At 38.9% G+C, this 23666-nt stretch carries 20 protein-coding genes; 11 read left to right on the top strand and 9 right to left on the bottom strand.

Annotated features, from left to right (window positions below; genetic code table 11):
* Positions 1-23: 23 nt before the first annotated feature.
* Entirely contained in the window at positions 24-1985 is a 1962-nt protein-coding gene (locus LH29_RS10990) for a GNAT family N-acetyltransferase (protein WP_045029586.1), read from the bottom strand.
* Positions 1986-2171: 186 nt separating this feature from the next.
* Here LH29_RS10990 and LH29_RS10995 point away from each other — a divergent pair, with 186 nt between their 5' ends.
* From LH29_RS10995 to LH29_RS23810, 4 genes are all read left to right on the top strand, one after another.
* Complete coding sequence (locus tag LH29_RS10995; protein WP_045029588.1) at positions 2172-3521, top strand: sodium:solute symporter family protein; 1350 nt, start codon at positions 2172-2174, stop codon at positions 3519-3521.
* Between the two features lie 179 nt (positions 3522-3700).
* Positions 3701-5113, top strand: a complete 1413-nt coding sequence (locus LH29_RS11000) for a PAS domain-containing sensor histidine kinase (RefSeq protein WP_052670796.1) — start codon at positions 3701-3703, stop codon at positions 5111-5113.
* A 7-nt stretch (positions 5114-5120) separates the two neighbouring features.
* Positions 5121-5528, top strand: coding sequence for a response regulator (locus tag LH29_RS11005; protein ID WP_045029591.1), 408 nt, complete (start codon positions 5121-5123; stop codon positions 5526-5528).
* Between the two features lie 2 nt (positions 5529-5530).
* The gene (locus tag LH29_RS23810; RefSeq protein WP_052670797.1) at positions 5531-6712 is read left to right on the top strand and encodes a hybrid sensor histidine kinase/response regulator; all 1182 of its coding nucleotides are present in this window, start codon (positions 5531-5533) and stop codon (positions 6710-6712) included.
* Positions 6713-6873: 161 nt separating this feature from the next.
* On the opposite strand, the gene LH29_RS11015 is transcribed toward LH29_RS23810, so the two are convergent.
* The 5 genes from LH29_RS11015 to LH29_RS11035 form a co-directional block, all read right to left on the bottom strand.
* Positions 6874-8655, bottom strand: a complete 1782-nt coding sequence (locus tag LH29_RS11015; protein ID WP_045029594.1) for an aminopeptidase P family N-terminal domain-containing protein — start codon at positions 8653-8655, stop codon at positions 6874-6876.
* Positions 8656-8658: 3 nt separating this feature from the next.
* Positions 8659-9189: an NUDIX domain-containing protein gene (locus LH29_RS11020; RefSeq protein WP_045029597.1), complete on the bottom strand. Its 531-nt coding sequence runs from the start codon at positions 9187-9189 to the stop codon at positions 8659-8661.
* An 83-nt stretch (positions 9190-9272) separates the two neighbouring features.
* Complete coding sequence (locus LH29_RS11025) at positions 9273-10175, bottom strand: alpha/beta hydrolase (protein ID WP_045029600.1); 903 nt, start codon at positions 10173-10175, stop codon at positions 9273-9275.
* 104 nt (positions 10176-10279) lie between these two features.
* Positions 10280-10813 carry a hypothetical protein gene (locus LH29_RS11030; RefSeq protein WP_045029603.1) on the bottom strand — a complete coding sequence of 178 codons (534 nt, stop codon included), beginning with the start codon at positions 10811-10813 and terminating at the stop codon, positions 10280-10282.
* Between the two features lie 71 nt (positions 10814-10884).
* The gene (locus LH29_RS11035; RefSeq protein WP_082063592.1) at positions 10885-13308 is read right to left on the bottom strand and encodes a PBP1 and LysM peptidoglycan-binding domain-containing protein; all 2424 of its coding nucleotides are present in this window, start codon (positions 13306-13308) and stop codon (positions 10885-10887) included.
* A gap of 204 nt (positions 13309-13512) precedes the next feature.
* On the opposite strand from LH29_RS11035, the gene guaA reads away from it, so the two are divergent.
* From guaA to LH29_RS11065, 6 genes are all read left to right on the top strand, one after another.
* Positions 13513-15042: a glutamine-hydrolyzing GMP synthase gene (guaA, locus tag LH29_RS11040; RefSeq protein WP_045029608.1), complete on the top strand. Its 1530-nt coding sequence runs from the start codon at positions 13513-13515 to the stop codon at positions 15040-15042.
* A 77-nt stretch (positions 15043-15119) separates the two neighbouring features.
* Entirely contained in the window at positions 15120-16754 is a 1635-nt protein-coding gene (locus LH29_RS11045) for a S41 family peptidase (protein ID WP_045029611.1), read from the top strand.
* A 5-nt stretch (positions 16755-16759) separates the two neighbouring features.
* Positions 16760-17365 (top strand): nicotinamide riboside transporter PnuC, encoded by a 606-nt coding sequence (gene pnuC / locus LH29_RS11050; protein WP_045029614.1) that lies wholly within the window; start codon positions 16760-16762, stop codon positions 17363-17365.
* Positions 17349-17873: an AAA family ATPase gene (locus tag LH29_RS11055; RefSeq protein ID WP_045029617.1), complete on the top strand. Its 525-nt coding sequence runs from the start codon at positions 17349-17351 to the stop codon at positions 17871-17873. The genes pnuC and LH29_RS11055 overlap by 17 nt, the downstream gene beginning before the upstream one ends.
* Before the next feature lie 86 nt (positions 17874-17959).
* Positions 17960-18886 carry a serine O-acetyltransferase EpsC gene (gene epsC / locus LH29_RS11060; RefSeq protein WP_045029619.1) on the top strand — a complete coding sequence of 309 codons (927 nt, stop codon included), beginning with the start codon at positions 17960-17962 and terminating at the stop codon, positions 18884-18886.
* Between the two features lie 19 nt (positions 18887-18905).
* Complete coding sequence (locus LH29_RS11065) at positions 18906-20042, top strand: THUMP domain-containing class I SAM-dependent RNA methyltransferase (protein ID WP_052670799.1); 1137 nt, start codon at positions 18906-18908, stop codon at positions 20040-20042.
* A 74-nt stretch (positions 20043-20116) separates the two neighbouring features.
* Here the strand turns inward: LH29_RS11065 and LH29_RS24605 are convergent, their stop codons facing one another.
* From LH29_RS24605 to LH29_RS24615, 3 genes are read right to left on the bottom strand one after another with little or no spacing between them, the layout of a single operon-like run.
* Positions 20117-20257 (bottom strand): bacteriocin, encoded by a 141-nt coding sequence (locus LH29_RS24605; RefSeq protein WP_157493667.1) that lies wholly within the window; start codon positions 20255-20257, stop codon positions 20117-20119.
* Between the two features lie 14 nt (positions 20258-20271).
* Positions 20272-20409 (bottom strand): hypothetical protein, encoded by a 138-nt coding sequence (locus LH29_RS24610; protein ID WP_157493668.1) that lies wholly within the window; start codon positions 20407-20409, stop codon positions 20272-20274.
* 36 nt (positions 20410-20445) lie between these two features.
* A complete protein-coding gene (locus LH29_RS24615) occupies positions 20446-20592 on the bottom strand; it encodes a hypothetical protein (protein WP_157493669.1) in 147 nt (48 codons plus the stop codon).
* Positions 20593-20727: 135 nt separating this feature from the next.
* On the opposite strand from LH29_RS24615, the gene LH29_RS11070 reads away from it, so the two are divergent.
* Positions 20728-23619, top strand: coding sequence for a CHAT domain-containing protein (locus LH29_RS11070; RefSeq protein WP_045029622.1), 2892 nt, complete (start codon positions 20728-20730; stop codon positions 23617-23619).
* The last annotated feature ends 47 nt before the right edge of the window (positions 23620-23666 follow it).

The raw sequence follows: 23666 nt of genomic DNA on the forward strand, positions 1-23666 counted from the left end.
AATCCGCCCCCGGAAAAAGAGAGCTATTTATTTCTGAAATTTATCTTCTGAATGTTTTTCGAGATTTCAATCCGGTTATAAATCGATTCAATGACCTGATCGTACAGTTTATCTTTTAGAATGTAATCCTCAATATCCACATCGATGTTCGGATTATCATTCACTTCAACTACATAAACCTTATCGTTTACCAGCTTCAGGTCAACACCATACAAACCGTCGCCAATTAAAGCTGCTGCTTTTAAAGCTGTTTTTACAACTTCTTCGGGCACATCTTCAATATTCACCGTTTCCGAATCGCCGGAATATTCCTCGGCCTCACCAGTCCAGTTGTAAATTTGCCAGTGCCCTTTCGACATGTAATACTTGCAGGCAAATAGCGGCCGGTTATCGAGTATCCCGATTCTCCAGTCGAATTCAGAATAAAGAAACTCCTGACAAACAATCATATCCGATTTTTTGAACAACTGGTTTATGGCATCAAAAGCCTCTTCCTTATTTTCCACTTTTGTTATTCCCAACGAAAAGGCACTGTCGGGCTGTTTTAACACCAGCGGGAAATTCATATCGTCAAGATCTTTCTTTTCGAATATGTTCTTGGTAAAAACAACCGTTTGCGGAGTTAGTATTTTGTGTTTTCTAAAAATTTCGTTCTGAAATATTTTATTGGAGCAACGAAGTATCGACCACGGATCGTCAATAACCACTAACCCTTCGGCGTAGGCCATTCGCGAAAATTCATAGGTATGATCGTTTACATTTGTGGTTTCGCGAATAAAAAGCGCATCGAATTCGTTTATTTTATCAAAATCGTTTTTTGTGATGAACTCGGCATACAAACCTTTACGGTTGGCCGCCGATTTAAACTTTTGAAGCGCACGCTTGCACGATGGTGGCGTTTCCTCTTCAGGATCAACCAAAATGGCAATGTCGTATTTGTAATTGATTAGCGTGGTTTTATTAAAACGCCTTTTGCTAAAATATTTACGTGCAAACTCGTAAATAACCTCAATTTCACTTTCGGGTAATTTATTTAGAGTTAGAACTTTTATTCCCTTAATGATCCATTTCTCCTGTTTTACAAATTCAATCTCGAAAAGCGGCGTTTCAAACAGCAGGTAAAGCCGGTTGGCAATTGCGTTAAATCCTTTTGTGGCTGTCTGTCCGAAATAAATTTTCAACTGAAATTTATCGTCTTTTACTTTTTGCAGCGCTTTGTTTATCAATTCATCAATATCGTACGATGTGGAATGGATTACCTTCAGCATTTTAAAATCGCGCAGTGTAACCGAACTGGGAATTACACGGTGCCCGCGGGCTGCAGCCAGCAACGACACATAATAACCGTAACTCTGGTATTTATACGAACTGCAGAGATTAAAAACACGTATGTCGGCGCTGTTCTGGTAAACCGGGTTGCTAATGTATTCTTTTACCGATATAACTTTAGCGTTTACATCGGTAAAAGTCCATTTGTGTGGTTGGTTGATTACGATAATATTTGTGGTCTTTTTCCGAACCTCTTCCGCTTCCAAACTCAATTCCATTTTTACAGCATCTTCCCCACTCGCGTAATAATCAGCTATGGTATGCGACTCCTTAAATCCCTTTTTTTTGTACCACTCAATCAGCTCGTTGTTTTTCGACTGAACCTCGATCAATATTTTTTGAAAATGATTTTCAATTGCCAGGTTCTTCACATAATTCAACATGAAAGTACCTAAACCGAAATTTCGGTATTTTCCCACCACTGCAATCGAATAAATTCGTAATGCATGTTTATATTTAAACAAAGTGAGTGCCCCGGCGGGAGTTACTTTTTTGCCTTCTTTCAACTCTACAATTAAAACATCCTGAAACGCGCTATCCAGGCTGTGTTTGATACTTTTGCGAGAACTTTTTTGAAACTGCGGAAAAGATTCGTTTTCCAGCTTTTCAAGGAAATTAAAATCACCAGGCTGTGATTTTCTGATATTCAAATCCATTTATTGCGTTATAAATCAAAACTAATTGAAACCTAATTAACACTTCAACCCCGTTAAGTTTTTTGTAGCATTAAATGCCATAACTTATTTTCGGGATCAATAAAATGAATACGCTTTCCTATTTTATTTTATTGACAAGCAAAAATACAATATTGAAACATTAATTGCGATATTTGTCTGCGAATTATGCAAACAGAAATAACCATACTTATTTATTTTGTTTTTATAGTTGGGATTGGCGTTTATTCGGCCTTTCGAATCAAAAATCCATCAGATTATTATGTGGCCGGAAAGAAGGCCGGGTTACTGCCTGTATCGGGAAGTTTACTCGCCACAATTCTTGGCGGATCGGCATTAACGGGAACCATTGAATTAAGCCAAACCAGAGGTTGGGCAGCATTGTGGTTTTTGTTCTCGGCAGCAATTGGCTTGTTTCTTCTGGCACCAATTTCAAAATATGTAAGCCGCTACGGAAATTATACTCTCCCTGAATTGTTGGGAAAGTTCTTTGGCCGTAAAGCCGAACGATTTTCAACCATTATCATTCCGTTGGCGTGGTTAGGAATAGTAGCAGCACAAATTATTGCTGCAGCTCAAATCCTGCAGGGGCTTGGTTTTATTTCGTATCAGAACGCGGCCATTTTATCGGGGCTGGTTTTTATTGCTTACACCCTATTGGGCGGCCAGTTAAGTATTCTTAAAACAGATACCTTACAAGCTGTATTAATTATCAGCGGATTGGCGGCTCTGCTGTTTTTTGCTATTCAGTCACCTGAACATTCGCAGGTGGAGCCTTTAAAATTTTCAGCGCTGTTTAATTCCAAATTTTCGCTTGTCGATCTCATCGTTCTGTTAATGACTTATTCGGTAACATTTGTTGTGGGGCCCGATATTTACTCGCGCCTGTTTTGTGCCGGGAGTGAAAAAACAGCACGAAGAAGTATAATAATAGTGGCATCAATATTAATCCCCGTATCATTTGCCCTCACCTATTTAGGCGTTTATTCCGGAAAAGAAAACGAAGGAATTATGGCATTTGCCGGGCACCTGCTTCCGAACTGGGCCTATGGTTTGTTTATCGCGGCATTGCTTTCTGCAGTAATGTCTTCGGCTGATACTACTTTGCTTACTTCAAGTATGATTCTTAGCGAATTATTCAGCGGTAACCTTGAGAAAAAACAAGCCCTTCCTCTCACCCGCTGGCTGGTTGTTGTAATTGGGGCTTTAAGTCTGCTTATATCGCTGTATATTACTTCAGTAATTCAGGCTTTACTTTTGGCACTCAGTTTTTTCTCAGGTGCTTTTGTAGTTCCTGTTTTATGCGGATTGCTGGGTTTTAAAGTGAACAACAAAAACGTAATTTGGGCTATTGTTTTTGGAGGAGTTACCGCTTTGGCAGGCAAACTGTTAACCGTATTTGATTATCAAAGCCTTGGAAACGGCCTTATTATTCTAAGTTATTTTGTAAATAGCCTTATTTTGTTTATCGGACATAGATCAGGAAACACGTCTGTATCAACATATCTTAAAGTTTAGCAGATTTTAAATTCTTTATAATTTGATCTGAAATTGCTAATCTATATTCAATCTTCTTACAATTGTTTTTATTTTGTTGCCCATAAATAATTATCGTTACCATACGAAATTATTGTTTTAAACTGTCGGGAGGGGACACTCGACAATTTAAAGATGCTGGACTAAACAAGAGGGGGACTATGAAATACAAGCAGCTTATTGAAAGCCTGGGAAACGAATATTTCTTTTATTCACATAACATAAATGGTGATTACCTTTATATTAGCCCATCGGTTAAAACCATTTTGGGTTACGAAGTAGAAGAGGCAAAACTTGGTCTTGTAAAACACATGACTGACAGCGAATTAAATAAAAAAACCATTGAAGTACTAAAAAAAAGTGCCACCGGTGAAAAGCAAAAAACATTTCAATTTGAACTGTACACAAAAAGTGGCTCGATTAAAGTAATTGAAATTACCGAATCGCCCTTATACAACGAAAAGGGTGAGCTTATTTCGATTGAAGGCGTTGCCCACGATATTACAAGGCGTATTGAGCGCGAAAAAACCATCAAAGAACAAAACGAAAAACTTAAACAACAAACAGAGGAACTTGAGGCGACCATTGCCGATTTGAAACAAACCCAATCGCAATTGGTACAGTCGGAAAAGATGCGCGCGCTCGGAAATCTGATAGCAGGTGTGGCACATGAAATAAATACGCCAATTGGTGCTATAAACGCTTCGGTTGATAACATATCCCGGTCTCTTGATGAATCAATGCAAAACCTGTATATCCTCTTCACCCGTTTATCCGAAAGGGAGTTGGTTGTTTTTCTTAAAATAATGAACCTTATTGACCGATCGAAACCGGCCTTGGTTTCAAAAGAAAAACGATATTTTAAAAAACTGGTAAAAGAAAAGCTGGACAATGCAGGAATTGAGGATACTTATACCATGACTGATCATGTAATTTACCTGAACTTATACGAAGTTGTTGATCAAATAATTCCTTTGCTAAAGGTTGATAATCCCGGATTCATTCTAAAATCTATTCGCGATATCTATTCTGTTCGAAAAAATTCGGAGAACATTAAACTGGCTGTCGACAAGGCATCGAAGGTTGTTTACGCACTTAAAAAGTTTACCCACAAAGATCAGGGCATGGACAAGGAATTAAGTAACCTACGAGAAAATATCGATATGGTGCTAACCCTTCACCATAACCGTATAAAACAAGGAATTGAGGTCATTCAGAATTACGACGATGATATTCCACTTATCAGTTGTTACCCTGACGAATTGGTACAAGTATGGACAAATCTGATTTCCAATGCAATACAAGCGATGGACTATAACGGACAGCTGACCATCGAAATTAAAAACCTGGGAGAACGTATACAGGTGTCGATTGCTGATACAGGCTGCGGAATTCCTGTTGAGATACGCGAGAGAATATTTGAACCTTTTTTTACGACAAAAAAAGCGGGAGAAGGAACAGGTATAGGTCTTGAACTTGTTTTAAAGATTATTGAAAAGCATCAGGGTAATTTAGACTTTGAAAGTAATGTAGGCGAAGGAACAACATTTATTGTTACTTTACCGGTCAAATAATTCAGTTATGAGGAAAAAGGCAATAGTTTGTGTCGATGATGAAAGCATAATTCTCGATAGTTTGGGAGAACAAATAAAAAACATTTTCGGGGATGAATATTTGTACGAATCGGCAGAAAATGCAGAGGAAGGGCTGGAAGTTATTGAAGAGTTGGCACATGAAGATGTTGATGTGCTGGTTATTGTTTCCGACTGGTTGATGCCAGGCAAAAAAGGCGACGAATTTTTGATAGAAGTTCACAAAAAATTCCCCAGAATAGTAAAGGTAATGTTAACCGGACAAGCTGATGAAGAGGCCATAAACAATGCAATTAAAAATGCAGAATTGCATGCTTATATTTCAAAACCATGGTCGGCAGGAGATTTAGAAAGAGTAATAAAAACTGGTTTGTCTAAAATTGAAAATAAGGGGTAAAAATGAAAAAACAAACAATCATTTGTGTTGACGATGAAGAAATAATCCTGGAGGCGATACAGGAACAACTTCAGTCAACTTTTGGCGAAGAATATAATATTGAAACTTCGGACAGTGGCGAGGATGCGCTGGAGTTTTTTAAAGAACTACTGGACGAAGGCCAGCAAGTTCCGGTAATTATATCTGACTATATTATGCCGGGAATGAAGGGCGACGAATTATTGAAGGAAATACACAAACTTTCGCCCGAGTCGTTAAAAATACTTTTAACCGGTCAGGCCAGTATCGAAGGAATTAGCAATGCCATAAACAATGCACAACTTTATCGTTTTATTGCAAAACCCTGGGATAAAGATGACCTGGTATTAACTGTAAAAGAAGCGGTAAAAAGCTTTCTCCAGGAAATTAAAATTCGTAAACAGAACAAAGAACTGTTGGAGCTGAATGCCTCGTTAGAAGAGCAGGTTGCCCAGCGAACCGAAGAATTAAGAGAGGCCAATGCCGCCAAAGATAAGTTCTTTTCCATCATTGCACACGATTTGAAAAGCCCGTTTAATGCACTATTGGGTTTAACTGATGCCATGCTCGAAAACTGGGAGGTATTTGAAGATGAAAACAAGCTGGAGTTTGTTAAGGATATCCACGATACCTCGAAAAATACCTATGCATTGTTGCAGAACCTGTTGGAATGGTCGCGTTCGCAAATTGGCAGCATACAAATTAGTCCTGTAGATATTAATCCCGTAGAGTTGGTTAATGAAAATCTTGAGGTCTTAAAACAGCATGCTGAATCAAAACAGATCTCCGTTACAAATAAGATAAATGGTGAGGTTATTTGCCATGCCGACAAAAACATGATTTCAACTGTTTTCCGCAACCTGATTTCCAATGCCATTAAGTTTACTAACATTCAAGGAAATATCGAGATAAGCTGTTGTAAGCAAAATGAATTTCATGAATTCTGTATTACCGACGATGGTATAGGAATGAATGAAAAAACAAAGAATGAGCTGTTCAATCTGAATAGTAAAACGCAGCGCACCGGTACGTCGAAAGAAAGCGGAACAGGCCTGGGGCTTCTTCTTTGTAAAGAATTCGTGGAAAAGAACGGTGGCGAAATATCGGTTAGCAGTAAGGAAAATGAAGGCAGTACCTTCTGTTTTACCTTACCGGTAGCAAAATGAACTACCTCCTGACAAGCTACCAAGGTATTAAAAAGGGAATTCTTAAGAATGATTCAAGCATCGGAGTATTAACTCATTTATCCCGATACGCCCCTGCTATCGGGATTAGTTCGACTTCTCATTACAGTTCGTTTCTCTCCCGTAATGAGAGTATCACTGAACTAAATTTCGGCTGTTAGTTCATCCAGGAATTTGTGATACTTATCTTCCATCAGTGGCTTTAACTCAGCGTTTACCCACTGATGGTAATCGTTTAGCCATTTGCGTTCTTTATCGCTCAGCAAATCAACTTTTATCAACGAAGTGTCGATAGGGCAAAGTGTAAGCGTATCAAAACCAAGGAAACGCCCGAATTCAGTGGTTTCGCGTTCTACACAAACCATCATGTTTTCGGTCCGAAGTCCGTATTGCCCTTCGCGGTAAAACGCAGGTTCGTTCGATAACACCTGGCCGGGCAGCATCAGGTTTTCGTTGTACTCCAATCGAATCGACATTGGGCCTTCGTGCACATTCAGAAAATGGCCAACTCCATGACCGGTTCCGTGGCCGTAGTTCATACCGTTTTCCCATAATGCCTGTCGCGCAAGAATATCAAGGTGACAACCCTTTACTCCGTATGGGAATTTGGCTTGTGTCAAGCCAATCATTCCTTTCAGGGTGAGTGTAAAATCAGTTTTAAACTGATCAGAAACTGCTCCTAAAGCAACTGTGCGGGTTATATCGGTAGTTCCATCGATATACTGACCACCGGAATCAAAAAGCACTACCCCGTCGGCTTCCAACGGCAAAGCATCATCGGCTCCAATATGAAGGTGAACAAGTGCTCCACGGCTTTTGTATCCAACAATAGGTGGAAAACTTTCGCCTTTAAAATTCGCTTGTTTAACCCTGAATTCGGCCAGCTTTTTCCCGAATTCGTAATCTGTTATCGTTTCTTTTCCAATTGTCTGTTTTAGCCAGTGCAAACACTCTACCAGTGCCACACCGTCTTTTTTCATCGCACTTCTGAAACCTTCCAGCTCCGTTTCATTTTTTATGGCCTTTTGTATGGCCACCAGCGAAGTCCCTTCAACAAGCTCGTTTTTACCTGACAAGGCACTGTAAGCGGCAGAATTTAAAGTTGACGGATCGATATAAATCGTCTTCCCATTAATTTCTGACAGGTAGTTGTAAAAAGTAGTATAATCTTTCACCTCAACACCATCGGCTTCAAGTTTCGATTTCAGCTCTGAATCGATTTTGGCAGGATCGACAAATAGAACACTTTCATTCTCGCCAATAACGGCAAAAGCAGTAAAAACCGGATTGTAAGGCACATCCGAACCACGCAAGTTATATAACCATGCCAGTTCGTCTAACATCGATACCACATGAATATCGGCACCAAACGAAGCTAACTCAGCAGCAATTTTCTGTTGTTTTTCAGGTCGTGCAACTCCGGCATATTTTACGTCCAACTCAAAAACTTTATCGTTTGGAACAGCTGGGCGGTCTTCCCAAATGACTTCCAATAAATCGGGTGTTTCCACCAGTTCGATATCTTTTTTCAAAAAGCCTTTTTGCAAACTCCTGAAAGCGTCAGCTGTCAACGATTGCGCATCGAGCCCCACTTTGCTTCCGGCTGGCAAATTAAGGCTCAGCCAGCTGTCGGGCGATACAGCATCCGTAACGCGCAGCTTCTGCATTTCAATGCCGGTACCTTCCAGTTCTTCCTTAGCTTGTAAGAAATAACGTGAATCGGTCCATAAAGCTGCTTTGTCAAGCGTTACTGCTACCAAACCATACGAGCCTGTAAATCCCGAAATGTACTCGCGTGTCTCCCATCGTTTGGGTAAATATTCGCTCGAATGCGGATCGGTACCTGAAATGTACCACGCATCAACACCATACTTTTTCATTTCGGCGCGTAAGGCCGCCAGTCGTTGTTTTATTTCTGTCTTCATTGTTTATGCCTTTGCGCCTTGAAAATAGTCTTTTACAAATTTCTTTATTGAGGGGGCAGGAATATCATCGTAATTCAAATCTTCTTCAGCGTAAAACTTATAATCGAGAATATCGTCCATCGGTTTCAGTTCCTCAACCGATTCGGCGGTAACCTGAAATGCCATATCGAGCGTAAATACGGTGTACGCCGAAAAAACATATTCGTTTGGCGCCGAGCCCAGGTATTTTAAAGCTTTTACTTTTAAACCCAGCTCCTCGTTAAGTTCGCGTCTTACAGCATCTTCTGCCGATTCCATTGGATCGATAAATCCGCCTGGCAAATCGAGTTTACCGTAATTGGGTTCAACACCTCGTGTTACCAGCATTAATTTCCCTTTATCATCGGTAACTAAAGCAGCCACAGCAGCCGCCGAGTTTATGAAGAAATGGAAACCACAGCCAGCACATTTTAATGACCGCTCGCCGGATTTGTTAAACTCTGCCGAACCACATTTCGGACAATATTTTAAAACTTTTAAAGGATGGGTATCCATTTAATTCGATTTGCGAATGATGATTAACGATTTATGATTTAAGATCTTTCCTTCGTAAATTGTTAATCGTCATTCTACATTCATCATTCAATTATTTTTATGGCTTTTAGCCAGTCGACAAATAAATTTGGCCAGTTATCAGCCGGAATTCCGTTTTTGCGAATACCAAAGCCATGACCTCCTTTTTGAAAAATATGCATTTCTGCCGGCACGTCAAACTCTTTCAGTTTCGAATAAAAACTGATTGAATTTTTAGGCACAACAGCAGTATCGTCGTCGGCCAAAACCAAAAATGTAGGTGGCGTTTCAGCACTCACATTTAACTCGTTCGAATATTTCCGGATCAACTCTTTATCATGTCCTTTGCCGATTAAGTTTCCGCGAGATCCCAAATGAGTAAATTCTTCATCCATGGTAATTACCGGATACAACAACAACATAAAATCGGGCCGGCAACTTTGCTGTTCAATCTTATCTGAACTTTCTTTATTTCCATAATCGAAAACGGTTCCGGCAGTTGAAGCCAGGTGACCACCCGCTGAAGAACCTGCAATTCCAATCTTTTCAGGGTTAATGCCCCACTCTTTTGCATTGGCACGCACAATTCGGATGGCTTGCCGAGCATCGCTCGACGGAACTTCGTGATTTTCGTAGGGCAAACGATATTTTAATACAATTCCGGTAATACCTTTTGACTGTAGAAAACTTGCAATGTCGTATCCCTCGTGGTCCATCGCTTCTACCCAATAACCTCCGCCCGGACAAATTACCACGGCAGCGCCGGTATTAATTTCGGCTTCAGGCGAAAAAACATACATTTCTGCTTCCGACACTTTTCGTACACGAACTCCGTCGTATTTCTCTTCGGGTTCTGTCATACCGTTGTCGTTTGGTGCGCCGTTAGGCCACACTTTTAATGTTTTATTTTGTGCAATAACAATCACGGTTAGTAATGAAAATAGTAGGATTAGGTTGATTTTTTTCATCTCATTAAAATTGTTTAGTTCATTTGTATGTGATGTAACTCCCGATAAATTTTGATTCTTCCGGTTTGCGATTTGAAGAATAAAAATTCATGTTCGTTTCATCATTATTTAGTTTTTGCTCCAACAAAATAATGCTCCTTTTCGGCAAACAATACATTGAAAGTAGTTAGCGAACCATAGGCACGCGTTATGTATTGCTGGATATTTACTTTTTCTTCGTCGGTAAGCGATTTACTGCTGTTTATATTTTGCTCCAAAACACGCAGCCTGTCGCGTAACATTACAATTTTGTGAAAGAAGGTTTCAACAGGAATTTCCTTTGGTTTTAAATCCGGATTGGCCGGTTGAAGTATCATCGTTCCGCCTTCCCATTTTTCGCCTAAAGGAACCACTTCATTCAATGCTGCATGTTTATCAAGTACATAGCTTAAAACCTTCTCTATTTCGCCAATTGAAAGTTGCGATTTTGGTGCAGCTTCATTTGCTTCCAAAACCGTAAGGTCGGTATTTCGCTTAGTAATCTCTATTTTACCGCCACGCTCAAAAAATATTTCGTAAGCAGTAAGGTTGTCTTTACTAATTATTCCTTCTCCGTACCGCGGATGCTCAACCCTTGTTCCAACAGTTAAATCTTCCATTTTAAGTTTAATTTATTGATTGGTTAAGATAAAATATTTTCAGGAAAAGTGTACAAGATAGCTACCAACTGTTAATATTCTGAGGCCATAATCAAACGTGGCTGTCCCTTCACACGTTTACGTTTTACTTCGTAATCGCGGGTATACGAAATTACAGAAACCCCTTCATTCATATAACCACCAAACTGTGTAAGCTGCCCGAAATGATAATTTCCCTGCATTTGGAAAGTATGCAGGTAAGGCAGGCAAGCGGCAAAATCGTTACCGTAAGTTATTAATGCCGTTAAAAAATACAGCGTTACATCGTAGCCCTGGAAACTAAAATTATCAGGTTCTGTTCCGAAATTGTTCTTGTATTTTTCAACGAAATTAATGGTTTGCTTATTCGTATAATCGGTGTAATATGGTGCGATGTATTTCAGTTTCAGATTATGAAACTGCTCCAACTGAATACTCGAATAGTTTGGATAACGGTTTGAACCGATCAAGGTAATCGAATACTCATCCGATAGGTTGTTTAAATTCGAAATGGCCACACTTAACTCGCCTTCGTTTTCCGAAGGAATGTAAACCACATTTTCTTTGGTTTTCGACATTATTCGTCGCAGGCCAAAACTGCCTTCGTTTTCAAAATCGTAAATCGTAAAGTTAACTCCCTCGAAACTGCTTAACATTCCTGAATTGAAGAATTTTTCGCGCAACAATTCAACCAGTTCGCCTTCGGGAGTTCCCGAATAATCCGAGGTTTTTAAAATAATGAAGTTACTGTTAAAGTGCTCTTCGGCCACCATCTCTGCCGTTTGACGAGTCAGGTAATCGCGCGACGGATTTACCTGGAAGTAATAGGAGTTCGACTGTGTAATCGCACTCTGCGAAGCAAGTGGCGAAACAATTGGAATCCGATTCTTCGCTGCGTATGCTGCAATTTCCTGTTGTACCCTGGGGAAAATTGGCCCGATAATCAAATCAGTCAGGAAAAAATCGTTAGCCATAAAATACTGGCGTATCGAATCTTTGTTTCGCTGTGTATCAAAAACATTGAGTTTTACATTAAAACCAATATTCTGCAAGGAATCAACTGCCAAAAGTACACCTTCATAAAACTGCACAAAGTTTTCACTTCCGCCGTAAAACTGTTTAAACAATTCCTTACGCTCTTCCAGTTCAATGGTTGTATCCTGAGCAATTTCTGTTTCCTCACTTGTAAAAAGTGCTGTTGAATCAATTACCAGATCTTCACGGTTCAGCGTATCATTTGCTTCGTAATAAAAAGGCAAAAACAAGGCTACATTGTATGTTTTCCCCGAAGACGAACCTGAAAAATCAGGCACACACGACTCGGGAATTTCTACCGGCATTTCCACCGCATAAAATTCTTCCAGCATTTTAGCCGAATCAATATCGGCAATCACAATGTTGTCACTTTCCGGTTGGGTAAATACGTCCTCAGGTTTTTTAGGAATTAAAATGGTTTCACCATATGCCAGATTCCGACGATCGAGTATTGGATTATACTTTATAATATCGGGAATACTAACATTGTATTTTTTCGATAAACCGTATAAAGTCTCGCCCCTTTCCACCAAATGCTGTTCAAAAGCTTCTTCGTTTACCGGTTTAGCAATTGGTTCGCTGGCTTCAGCAACCGGAATTTTAATAACGGCTCCTGCCGGAAATCCTGTATTCAAAATCGGGTTTATCTTTTTCAGCTCCTCTTCCGACACATTGTACTTGCGGGTGATGCCCCACATGGTTTCACCCGATTCAATAATGTGTTCGATATAATTTCGACCACCGGCATATTCAATTGGCTGGGGTTTATTTACATCTCCCACCGATGTGCCGGTTTTTATTATCAATGTCATTCCTGTTTTTAGCTGACTTGCATCGGGATTTTGTGCCAGAATTTCCTGTTCGGTGATTCCGTATCTCCGTGCAAGCGAAAACAAGGTTTCGCCTGATACCACCTGATGTACTATTGTGTGCTCGCCCGTTTCGGGTTTCTTAATTAAATCGTCGGTTTCTGAAGTTGTTTCTTTTTCCCAGTATGGTATATTCAGTTCAGTTCGCTTTTTAAATTTCCGAACGGTTGGGTTGTAAGCATACAGTTCCTCCACGGTTATTCCAAACTTTTTGGCTATGGAATAAGCCGTTTCTTTTCTCGACTCAATTTCATATTTGGTAAATCCTGACGGATCACCCTTTTGGTCTGATGAAGAATTCGGAAGTTCGATGCCTTCAACATAAGGAATCTTTAGCACCTGCCCTATCGTTAACCCCTTATCAATTCCCGGATTGTTTTCCTCAAGCGCTGATTCTGATACACCAAACTTCTTGCTTAGCGAATAAACTGTTTCGCCTGTGCGCACCTGGTGCATAACAAACTTTTTGCCTTGAAAAATAACCACCTCGTTTTGTGCAAAATTCTGCCCAAAAACCTGTTCGGTTGGTAACAACAGTAAAAATGCCATGCATAGCAGCAAAAGACTTCTCATTAAAAAGTGGATTTAAAAATTCGCTCAAATTTAGTAATTCTGAAAGAACACTTAAATCTTAACGCATAGTTTCGGAATTAATTTTACATATTTTGGGGCAAACACAATCCTAATATTAACACGAACCTTAATTTCATTCACATTTGAAAAGATTTTGACACGTTATTAGTACTTTTGTGCTTTCAATAACTAAAGAAGTTTTTCATGCAGGAAAAGATTTTAATCCTTGATTTTGGTTCTCAATACACACAATTGATTGGACGTAAGGTCCGCGAACTAAATGTTTATTGCGAAATTCATCCTTTTAACCACTTTCCGGAAATTGATGAGAGTGTAAAAGGAGTGATCCTTTCGGGTAGTCCATATTCGGTTCGCGATGAAGATGCACCACGTCCTGACCTATCAGAAATCAAAGGCAAACTGCCGGTATTGGGTGTTTGTTACGGAGCACAGTATATGGCACATTTTTATGGAGGCGAAGTGGCTCCTTCGAATACACGCGAATACGGAAGAGCAAATTTGGGATTTATCGATCACGATTGTATTCTGTTTGAAAATATTAGTCTGCACTCGCAGGTTTGGATGTCGCATGGCGATACCATTGTAAAACTTCCTAAAAATTATAAGGTAATTGCATCAACTGAAGATGTAAACTTCGCAGCTTATAAAGTTGATGACGAAAAAACCTGGGCAATTCAATTCCACCCCGAGGTTTACCACACCACAGAAGGAAAGCAGTTGCTACAGAATTTTGTTACCACAATTTGTGGATGCGAACAAAATTGGACTCCTGACTCATTCGTGGAAACAACTGTTCAGGAATTAAAAGATCAACTGGGTAACGACAAAGTTGTTCTTGGTCTTTCGGGCGGTGTCGACTCATCGGTTGCCGGCGTTTTATTAAATAAGGCCATTGGAAAAAATCTTACCTGCATTTTTGTTGACAACGGTCTGCTTCGCAAAAACGAATTTGAGGATGTTTTGCATTCGTACGAAGACATGGGACTAAATGTAATTGGCGTTGATGCCCGCAAAAAATTCTGGGACGATTTGGCCGGAGTTACTGATCCGGAACAAAAACGAAAAATTATCGGTCGCAACTTTATCGAAGTTTTTGATGAAGAAGCGCACAAAATACAAGATGTAAAATGGTTGGCACAAGGAACAATTTATCCCGATGTAATTGAATCGGTTTCGGTAAACGGACCTTCTGCAACTATCAAATCACACCACAATGTTGGAGGACTTCCTGAAAAAATGAAGCTAAAAGTGGTTGAGCCGCTTAAACTTTTATTTAAAGACGAAGTGCGTCGCGTAGGTGCTGCTTTAAACATTAAAAAAGAATTGTTAGGCCGTCATCCATTCCCGGGACCGGGATTGGGAATTCGTATTCTTGGCGATGTAACACCGGAAAAAGTTAGTATGCTACAGGAAGCTGATGCCATTTTTATTAACGGACTAAAAAGCTGGGGACTGTACGACGAAGTTTGGCAGGCAGGCGTTATGTTACTTCCTGTTCAATCGGTAGGTGTTATGGGCGACGAACGTACTTACGAAAATACCGTTGCTTTGCGCGCCGTAACCTCAACCGACGGAATGACTGCCGATTGGGTACACCTTCCCTATGATTTTATGGCAAAAATGTCGAATGAAATCATAAATAAAGTTCGTGGTATCAATCGTGTAGTTTACGATATTAGTTCGAAGCCACCTGCAACAATTGAGTGGGAATAGTTGTTGCAGAATGTAACGAAATCAAATTTGGCAGACTTATTGCGTAATTGTTTCGTTATAAATAAAAAATGAGAATTATGGCTGTAACAAAAATCCAACATATTAAAACAATTGGCTTAGGTATATTTTTAGCTTTCTTTCTGATTGGTCCTGTTTCAGTTCAGGCACAAAACGAAGTACAGGAAAACCAGGTAAAATTTGCCCGCTTACTGCGTTTGGTTGATGGTTATTATGTGGACTCATCAGATGTTAGCGACTTAACGGAAAAAGCCATTGTTCATTTGCTTGAAGAGCTTGATCCGCACTCTACGTATATTTCGAAAGAAGAAGTAGATAAAATGAACGAACCGCTTAAAGGTAACTTCGAGGGGATCGGTATTTCATTCAACATCTACAAGGATACCTTGATGGTGACTACGGTAATTGCCGAAGGACCTTCCGAGAAAGTTGGATTGCGTGGAGGCGACCGGATTATTGAGGTTGATGGCAAAAATATTGCCGGAATAGGCTTGAAGAATTCGGATGTATTTGATTTGTTACGTGGCGAAAAAGGAACTAAGGTTGACTTAACAATTGCCAGAAAAGGCGAAACCAATCCGCTTGAATTTACCATTGAACGAGATAAAATTCCAATTTACAGTCTGGATGCTTCGTATATGCTGGATGAGTCTACCGGTTATATCAAACTAAATAAATTCTCGGCAACAACTACCGATGAGTTTTTAGAGGCCATGTCGGATTTAAAAAAGGAAGGAATCCAAAACCTGGTTCTCGATTTACGAAACAATGGTGGTGGTTACTTAAAGTCGGCCATTGAATTAGCTGATCAGTTTTTGACCGATGATCAGATGATTGTTTATACTGATGGAACAAATGATCCGAAAAGAGACTACAAAGCAACAGCAAAAGGTTCGTTTGAAGACGGGAAAGTGGTTGTTTTGGTTAACGAAGGTTCGGCCTCAGCAAGTGAGATTGTATCGGGTGCCATTCAGGACTGGGATCGCGGAATAATAATTGGCCGTCGCTCGTTTGGAAAAGGTTTGGTGCAAAAACCATTCTTCCTGAATGACGGGTCGATGATTCGTTTAACAACGGCGCACTATTACACTCCAAGTGGCAGATGTATTCAAAAGCCTTATGAAGAGGGCATTAGCGAATACCGTAAAGATTATGCCAACCGAATTAGTAACGGTGAGATGTTTAATGCCGACAGTATTCATTTTGACGATGAATTAAAACACAAAACACTGGTTAATGGTCGCAATGTATACGGAGGTGGCGGTGTGATGCCTGATATTTTTGTTCCGATGGACACATCTTCGCATTATGCCTACATAAATAACCTCAGAAGAAAGCGGGTTACCTATAATTTTGTTTTGGATTATGTTGATCTTAATCGTGAAGACATTGCGAAACAGTATCCTGACTTTGACAAGTTTAATGACAAATTCGAAATCACTGAAGAGAACATTGAACAGGTAGTTGCCGGTGGTATTGAGGAAGGAATTGAGAAAGACGAAGAAAGTTTATCATACCTTAAAGATGAACTTAAGCGCGAACTCAAAGCTTTGATCGCCCGCGATGTTTACTCCAGAAACGACATGTATAAAATTTTGAACGAAGATGACGATGCTATTTTAAAAGCTCTTGAGGTTTTTGATAATCAGGATAAATATGCAACGCTCTTGGTTACAGTTGATACCGTTGATTAAATTTTATGACTGATATAGTTTTGGAATGGCTCTTAGGTAATTATATTGAAATACTGGGAGCCATTCTTGGTTTAGTTTACATTTTCTTTTCCATAAAACAACACATTTTAACGTGGCCAACCGGGTTATTAACTTCGGCACTTTATGTAGTCGTATTTTTCGATGCCCGCTTATATGCCGATATGGGGCTTCAGGCCTATTATGTTGTAATTAGTATTTACGGATGGTATTTTTGGCTTTCAGGTAAAAAACAAAACGAAAAGAAAGTTGCAGTTAAAACCACACGAAAAATTCTGTGGTTGAAGTTGGCGGTAGTTTCAATTGCCCTTTATGCTCTACTCCTTTTTATTTTAAGCAATTATACCAATTCCGATGTTCCGCATATGGATTCAGTTACAACGGCGCTAAGTATTGTTGCCACCTGGATGCTTGCACGAAAATACATCGAACACTGGCTGCTTTGGATATTTATTGATGCATTTTCGGCTGGATTGTACGTGTATAAAGGTTTGTGGGCAACTGTTATTTTATTTATTGTATACACCGTTATGGCTCTTCTGGGTTATCTTGAGTGGAAAAAAGACTTGAAAAGTTTTGAAGCAAAGAACTAAAATAATTGCCATTACCGGAGCCGAATCTACCGGAAAAAGTACACTTGCCAGAGCATTGGCAACGCACTACAATGTGCCTTTTGTGCCCGAATTTGCAAGAAGTTATGTAGAACAATTGCATCGGTCGTACACCTACGATGATGTTATTGTGATAGCGAAAAAGCAGATTGAACAGTACAACGAAATGCTTTCGCAGGAACCGCCACTAATTATTCTGGATACCTGGCTTCTGATCACTAAAATCTGGCTGGATGTTGTGTATGGGAAAGTTCCTGCGTGGATCGATCAGGCAATAAAAGAAACCCGTATTGACACTTTTTTAGTATGCGATACCGATTTGCCCTGGGTACCTGATCCTGTTCGCGAAAATGGTGGTGCTGATCGTGAAAAACTTCAACAGACTTACATCCGGGAATTGAAAAATTACCACTTCCCTTTTTATACAATAAAGGGAAATTACGAAGAGCGGAAAAAAGCTGCCATTAAAGTTATCTCAAGTTTAGATTAAAAACCTTCAACAAGTAGCTTCTTTTATACGTTATATGTTACAATTCTTAAATGATTGTAATTAGTTTTGTAATATAATTCAACAACATGACAAGTAATACCGTTGACCAAAAGATTTTAGAAACAGTTTCCAAGTTAAGTAACCCGGAGTCGTACAAATTGGTTTGTCATAAACATATGATGGGAGAACCCCTTCCATCAAACAAAAAACTGAAACGAATAATTAATCTGGTTCGCGAGATACTTTTCCCCGGCTATTTTGGAACAACCACTTTAAAAACATCTATAACTCCTCACTATATGGGGGTTTATGTTGATGAATTGCTCGAAATGCTTACCGGTGAAATTTTGGCTGGCTTGTGTTTTGAATGTACCGACGAGTCAGAACTCCGAATTGAAAAGCATAAAAATCCTGCACAGGAAAAAGCGGTTGCCTTTATTGAGTTTCTTCCGGAGATCAGACGAAGATTAGTGGCCGATGTTGAAGCTACATTTTTAAATGACCCGGCAGCAAAGAACTTTGGAGAAGTTATTTTTAGCTATCCGGGAATCCGGGCAATTACCAATTACCGTATTGCTCACAAACTGCTTGAACTGGATGTTCCGCTTATCCCACGTTTTATTACCGAAATGGCACATAGCGAAACCGGAATTGATATTCATCCACGTGCTCAAATTGGCGAGAGTTTTACAATCGACCACGGTACTGGAGTTGTTATTGGATCGACATGTATTATTGGCGATAATGTAAAAATATACCAGGGAGTTACATTAGGAGCAAAAAGTTTTCCGCTCGACGATGATGGGAACCCGATTAAAGGAATTCCTCGTCACCCGATACTGGAAAACAACGTAGTTATTTATGCAGGTGCAACCATTCTTGGCCGTGTAACAATTGGCGAAAATTCGGTTATCGGAGGTAATGTGTGGGTAACCAGCGATCTGCCGGCCAATTCTCGTGTAGTGCAAAAACGCCCGAGAGATATTCCGTTTATGGACGGAGCAGGTATTTAAGAAACAAAAAATCAAATCATTGAAAGAGTATAAATTGATCGCTAAAACCTTTTCCGGTTTGGAAGATGTTTTGGCTAAAGAAGTGAAGCGTATTGGCGGAAAAAACGTTAGACGCGGGAAACGTGCCGTATTTTATGACGGAGATCTTGAACTGATCTATAAATCGAACTATAACCTTCGTACAGCTTTACGTATTTTAAAAGAGATTGAACATTTTAATTTTAAAACTGTCGATCAGTTTTACTTAAAATGTAAAAGAATAAAGTGGCAAAACTATTTTAGTGTCGACCAGAATTTTGTGATTAACAGCGTTGTCGTAAATTCACGTGATTTCCGAAACTCGATGTTTGCATCGCTTAAGGTTAAAGATGCCATTGCCGATTATTTTAGGGAGAATTTCGGGAAACGCCCTAGCGTTGACACCGACAATCCTGATATTATTATTAACGTTCATATTTTCCAGGATAACTGCACTTTGTCAATTGACAGCTCGGGAGAATCTCTTCATAAAAGAGGATATCGTGTAAAACAGGGAGACGCACCATTAAACGAAGTATTGGCTGCCGGAATGATCTATCTCACTGGCTGGCTTGGAAATTCGGATTTTATGGATCCCATGTGTGGTTCGGGCACTATCCCCATTGAAGCGGCTATGATTGCCCAGAATATTCCTGCTGCCAAATTCAGAAAAGAGTTTGCCTTTCAACTCTGGAATGATTTTGATCCTTTGCTATGGGAAAAAGTTACAGAACCGGTTGAAAAACGAGAGTTCAGGCATAAAATCTATGCATCGGATATTTCGGGAAGTAATTTGCTAAATGCGCAAACCAATGCCCGGCGTGCATTAGTGTTTAATAAAATACAATTTTCCTGTACCGACTTCAAAAATCTGGATATAGATTTGAATAATGCAACCATAGTAACAAATCCACCATATGGAGAGAGACTAAAGGAAAATGACCTGGATGGTCTTTATTCAATGATTGGAGAGCGTTTAAAGCACCAGTATGCAGGAAACAGTGCCTGGATCTTAAGCTCTTCGATAGATAGCTTCAAATTTGTTGGGCTTAAACCGTCGCAACGAATCGATCTATTTAATGGGGCTTTAAAATGTAAGTATAATAATTATCGATTATTTGAGGGAAAGGGAAAATAAGGACATAAAAAAAGGGTTAAAACCGTCCTTGTTTTAACCCCTGTACTAACAACTCAATTGGTTCTGTATATAGGCTATTCTTCTTCAAAATCGAAAACATCTTTATCTCTTGATTTTGGCGTTCCTCCACCTCGAACTTCATTAAGTTCATTTTGGGTTAGAACTTCGAAACCAAAATTTTCTAAATTATTATCTTGTATAGTTATAGCTTTCATAATTCTAGTCTTTCTTATTCTTCTTCGAAATCAAAAACATCCTTATCTCTTGAATTTGGAGTTCCTCCACCACGAACTTCGTTCATTGCTTCTTCAGACAATACTTCAAAATCAATTTTGCTCTCTGTAAAAAAATTGGCTATAACTTTCATATCTTTAAATCTTAGCAGTAAATACTTCTATGGAATTTATTCTTCTTCAAAGTCAAAAACGTCTTTGTCTCTTGAATTTGGAGTTCCACCACCACGAACTTCGCTCATTGCTTTTTCGTTGATTACTTCAAAACCCTTAACTTCGAAAGTATTTTCTGTTGATTCAAATTGTACTCTTTTCATCGTATAATAAATTAATTCGTTAAACTTTTAAACACACATTCACTAATATATTCTGATAAGTAGAAAAAGGTAACCCCCCTTTTTTGAAAAAAATTCAAAAAAGTTCTATTTTGGTAGTTTAATTCACATCATCAAATGAAAATATTCAGAAGTTTTAAACTCATACTCTACATAATTCTCCTCCCTTATACCATACTGAGCCAAGAGTTAGATAAAGACTCTTTAAATCTGATAGCCAATGAAATACGACAAAAAGGAGCAACTCTATACAATACAGGCAAGCATACTGAAGCGTTAGAGGCATTTAAACAATTCTTGGCATATCGAAAAAAAATTTACGGAAATGAAAATTATTTTCTGGCAACAGCCTATTCTGCCATAGGAATTAGTTATAAAAACCTCGGAGAAAATGAAAAAGCATTAGAAAATTACATGTTGGCGGAGAAAAACATCCTTTTACGAACGCCTTTAAATTATAGTTTACTTGGAGGACTTTATGTAAATATTGGAAATGTTTACAGAGCTAAACTGGATTATCTAAATGCCTATAATTATTTCAACCAGGCGATTTCTTCATATAAAGCTCAAACACCTATAAATAAGGAGAAATTAACAGGGGCTTATTATTCACTTGCTGAAGTACACTTTCTAAATAATAATTACCAAGAAGTATTAAGTATTGCAGAAGAATGTTATTTAGATGCTGACACATCCAATCAAATATATTTTGATAATATCTTAGGAGGTAGTTATTATAACCTTAATGAATTCGAAAAAGCAGATTCTCATTTTCAGCATGCGATTTCATTCTCGCAAAAATATTATGGTAAAGGTTTAGACCTTGCCTATGCATACATGAGTTACGCCGAATTTCTTTCAGGGATAAATAATTTTGAAAAAGCATTAGAAAATTTATCAGAAGCTTATAATATTTTAGAATATTTCCAAAAAGAGGTTGGTCCAGTACTCTCAAATTATTATGAATATGAAGGAAATATTTACCGAAACCGGACAATAAATACACAGGAAATTAACCGGTTCAAAAGGGACAAAAGGCAAAACCTGCTCAAATCAATTGATTCCTATAAAAAAGGACTAGCTGCATTGGAAGTAAGCCAAATTGATCCTGAAAGTTCCGATATTAAAATCCAACAAACACGTTCGCTGATGGATTGCCTTGACCTGATAAAAGCAATTGGAGATGTATATCTTGAAATAGCCCTGCTTGATAATGAAAATAAAGGTATCGATTACAGCGAGAACCTTGATTATGCACTAAGCTGCTATAACAATACGAGTAACCTTATTCAACAGGCGCGAAAAGAAATTTCAAACGACGAGAGCAAAATCCAGCTTTCAAACCTGCAATACCAAACCATCGGTAAAATTATTGAAACGGCTTATCTTGCTTATAGTTATTCTGGAAATCAAGAGTTTCTTGATATTGCCTTTAACAATTCGGAGCAACTAAAAAGTAGTGCACTATTCGATAAAATTGCCAATGAACTGGCGCAGGAAAACAGTTTAATCCCTGACAGCCTGCTGGAACTGGAGCGTAAATTGAATAATACCATTGCCAACTATTCCGAATTACAATACGAGGAATTAAACTACGATGAACCGGATAGTTCCTTGCTGGAAGAATATAACGATAAAATCTTTAATGCATCGCGGCAAAGAGATGAGCTGAATCGATTTATGGAAGAAAGTTACCCCGATTACTACCAATTAAAATATTCCAATTCGACCCTCAGTTTAAATGATATACAAGACAGGCTTGAAAGGAAGGAAGCAATTGTTGAGTATTTTTTAGCTGAACCAGCATCAGAGAAAATAGAAAACGGCAGTAAAGCTGACACATTATCTTCGTTGTACACGTTCTTTATTACCAGCGACAACATTGAATTTCATAAAAAGACACTTAGTAATTCTGAAATTCAAGCATTAGAAGAAACCTTTCGGTTTATGTCATCAACTGATTACTTGTTTACACGCAACGAAGACGCCAAACAGTACTGTATCTCTTCACATAATCTCTACAAGGTACTGATTGCTCCTTTTGAACAAGACCTTAGTGAAAAGCACCTGACAATAATACCTGACGGGAAACTAAATTATATCTCATTCGACGGGCTGTTGAAAACGCTACCCGATACGAGTGAGGCAATCAGGTTTAACAAACTGAACTACCTGGTTAAAGATGTAAATATTAATTACGCCAATTCAGTAAACATCTTTCTGAAAAATAAAGCGTCGAAACCAAAATTACGCAACCATACCCTTGCTTTTGCTCCTGAATACAATTCTGAAAAATTTAGTTTAACAGGTTTAAGTTACATACTTGCACCTCTGCCGGGAGTACAAAAAGAAGTTGACGAAATAGCAAAATCAGTAAACACAACAATTTATAGAAGCAAGAATGCCAGCGAGCAAAATTTCAGAAATGAGAGTGGCAACTTTGACATTCTTCACCTGGCTATGCATGCCTACATAAACGATTCATTGCCTGCCTACTCCCGTCTGGCTTTTAGTCAAATAGCCGACTCGACCACATTGGATAATGATGGTTGGCTAAATACGGCTGATATTTACAATCTCGATTTAAATGCCAGTATGACCGTACTTAGTGCATGTAACACCGGTGTTGGTAAACTTCAAAAAGGAGAAGGACTAATGAGTTTGGCAAGAGGATTTTTGTATGCAGGATGTCCATCAGTTGTAATGTCGCTTTGGGAAGTGGAAGATGCAGCCGGTACAAAAATAATGACTTACTTTTATAAATATTTAAAAGCCGGTAAAACAAAAGACGAAGCGCTTCGGCTTGCTAAATTAAAATACCTCGAAGGCTCGAACTCAAGACTTGCACACCCGCATTACTGGATGAGCTTCAAATGTATAGGAGATAATTCTCCGGTTTACACCAGCTACGATCTTTACTTTTTTGCAATTCTTATTCTTTTGATCATCGCATTTTCAATCGACCAGGGAATTCGCATAAAAAAAGCCCGTCGAAACCGACAGGCTTAATTGAATGTGTATATGTTTTCGAATTAATCTATTGGACGATTCTTCGA

It is taken from the genome of Draconibacterium sediminis (genome assembly GCF_000949475.1).
GTDB classification, from domain to species: domain Bacteria; phylum Bacteroidota; class Bacteroidia; order Bacteroidales; family Prolixibacteraceae; genus Draconibacterium; species Draconibacterium sediminis.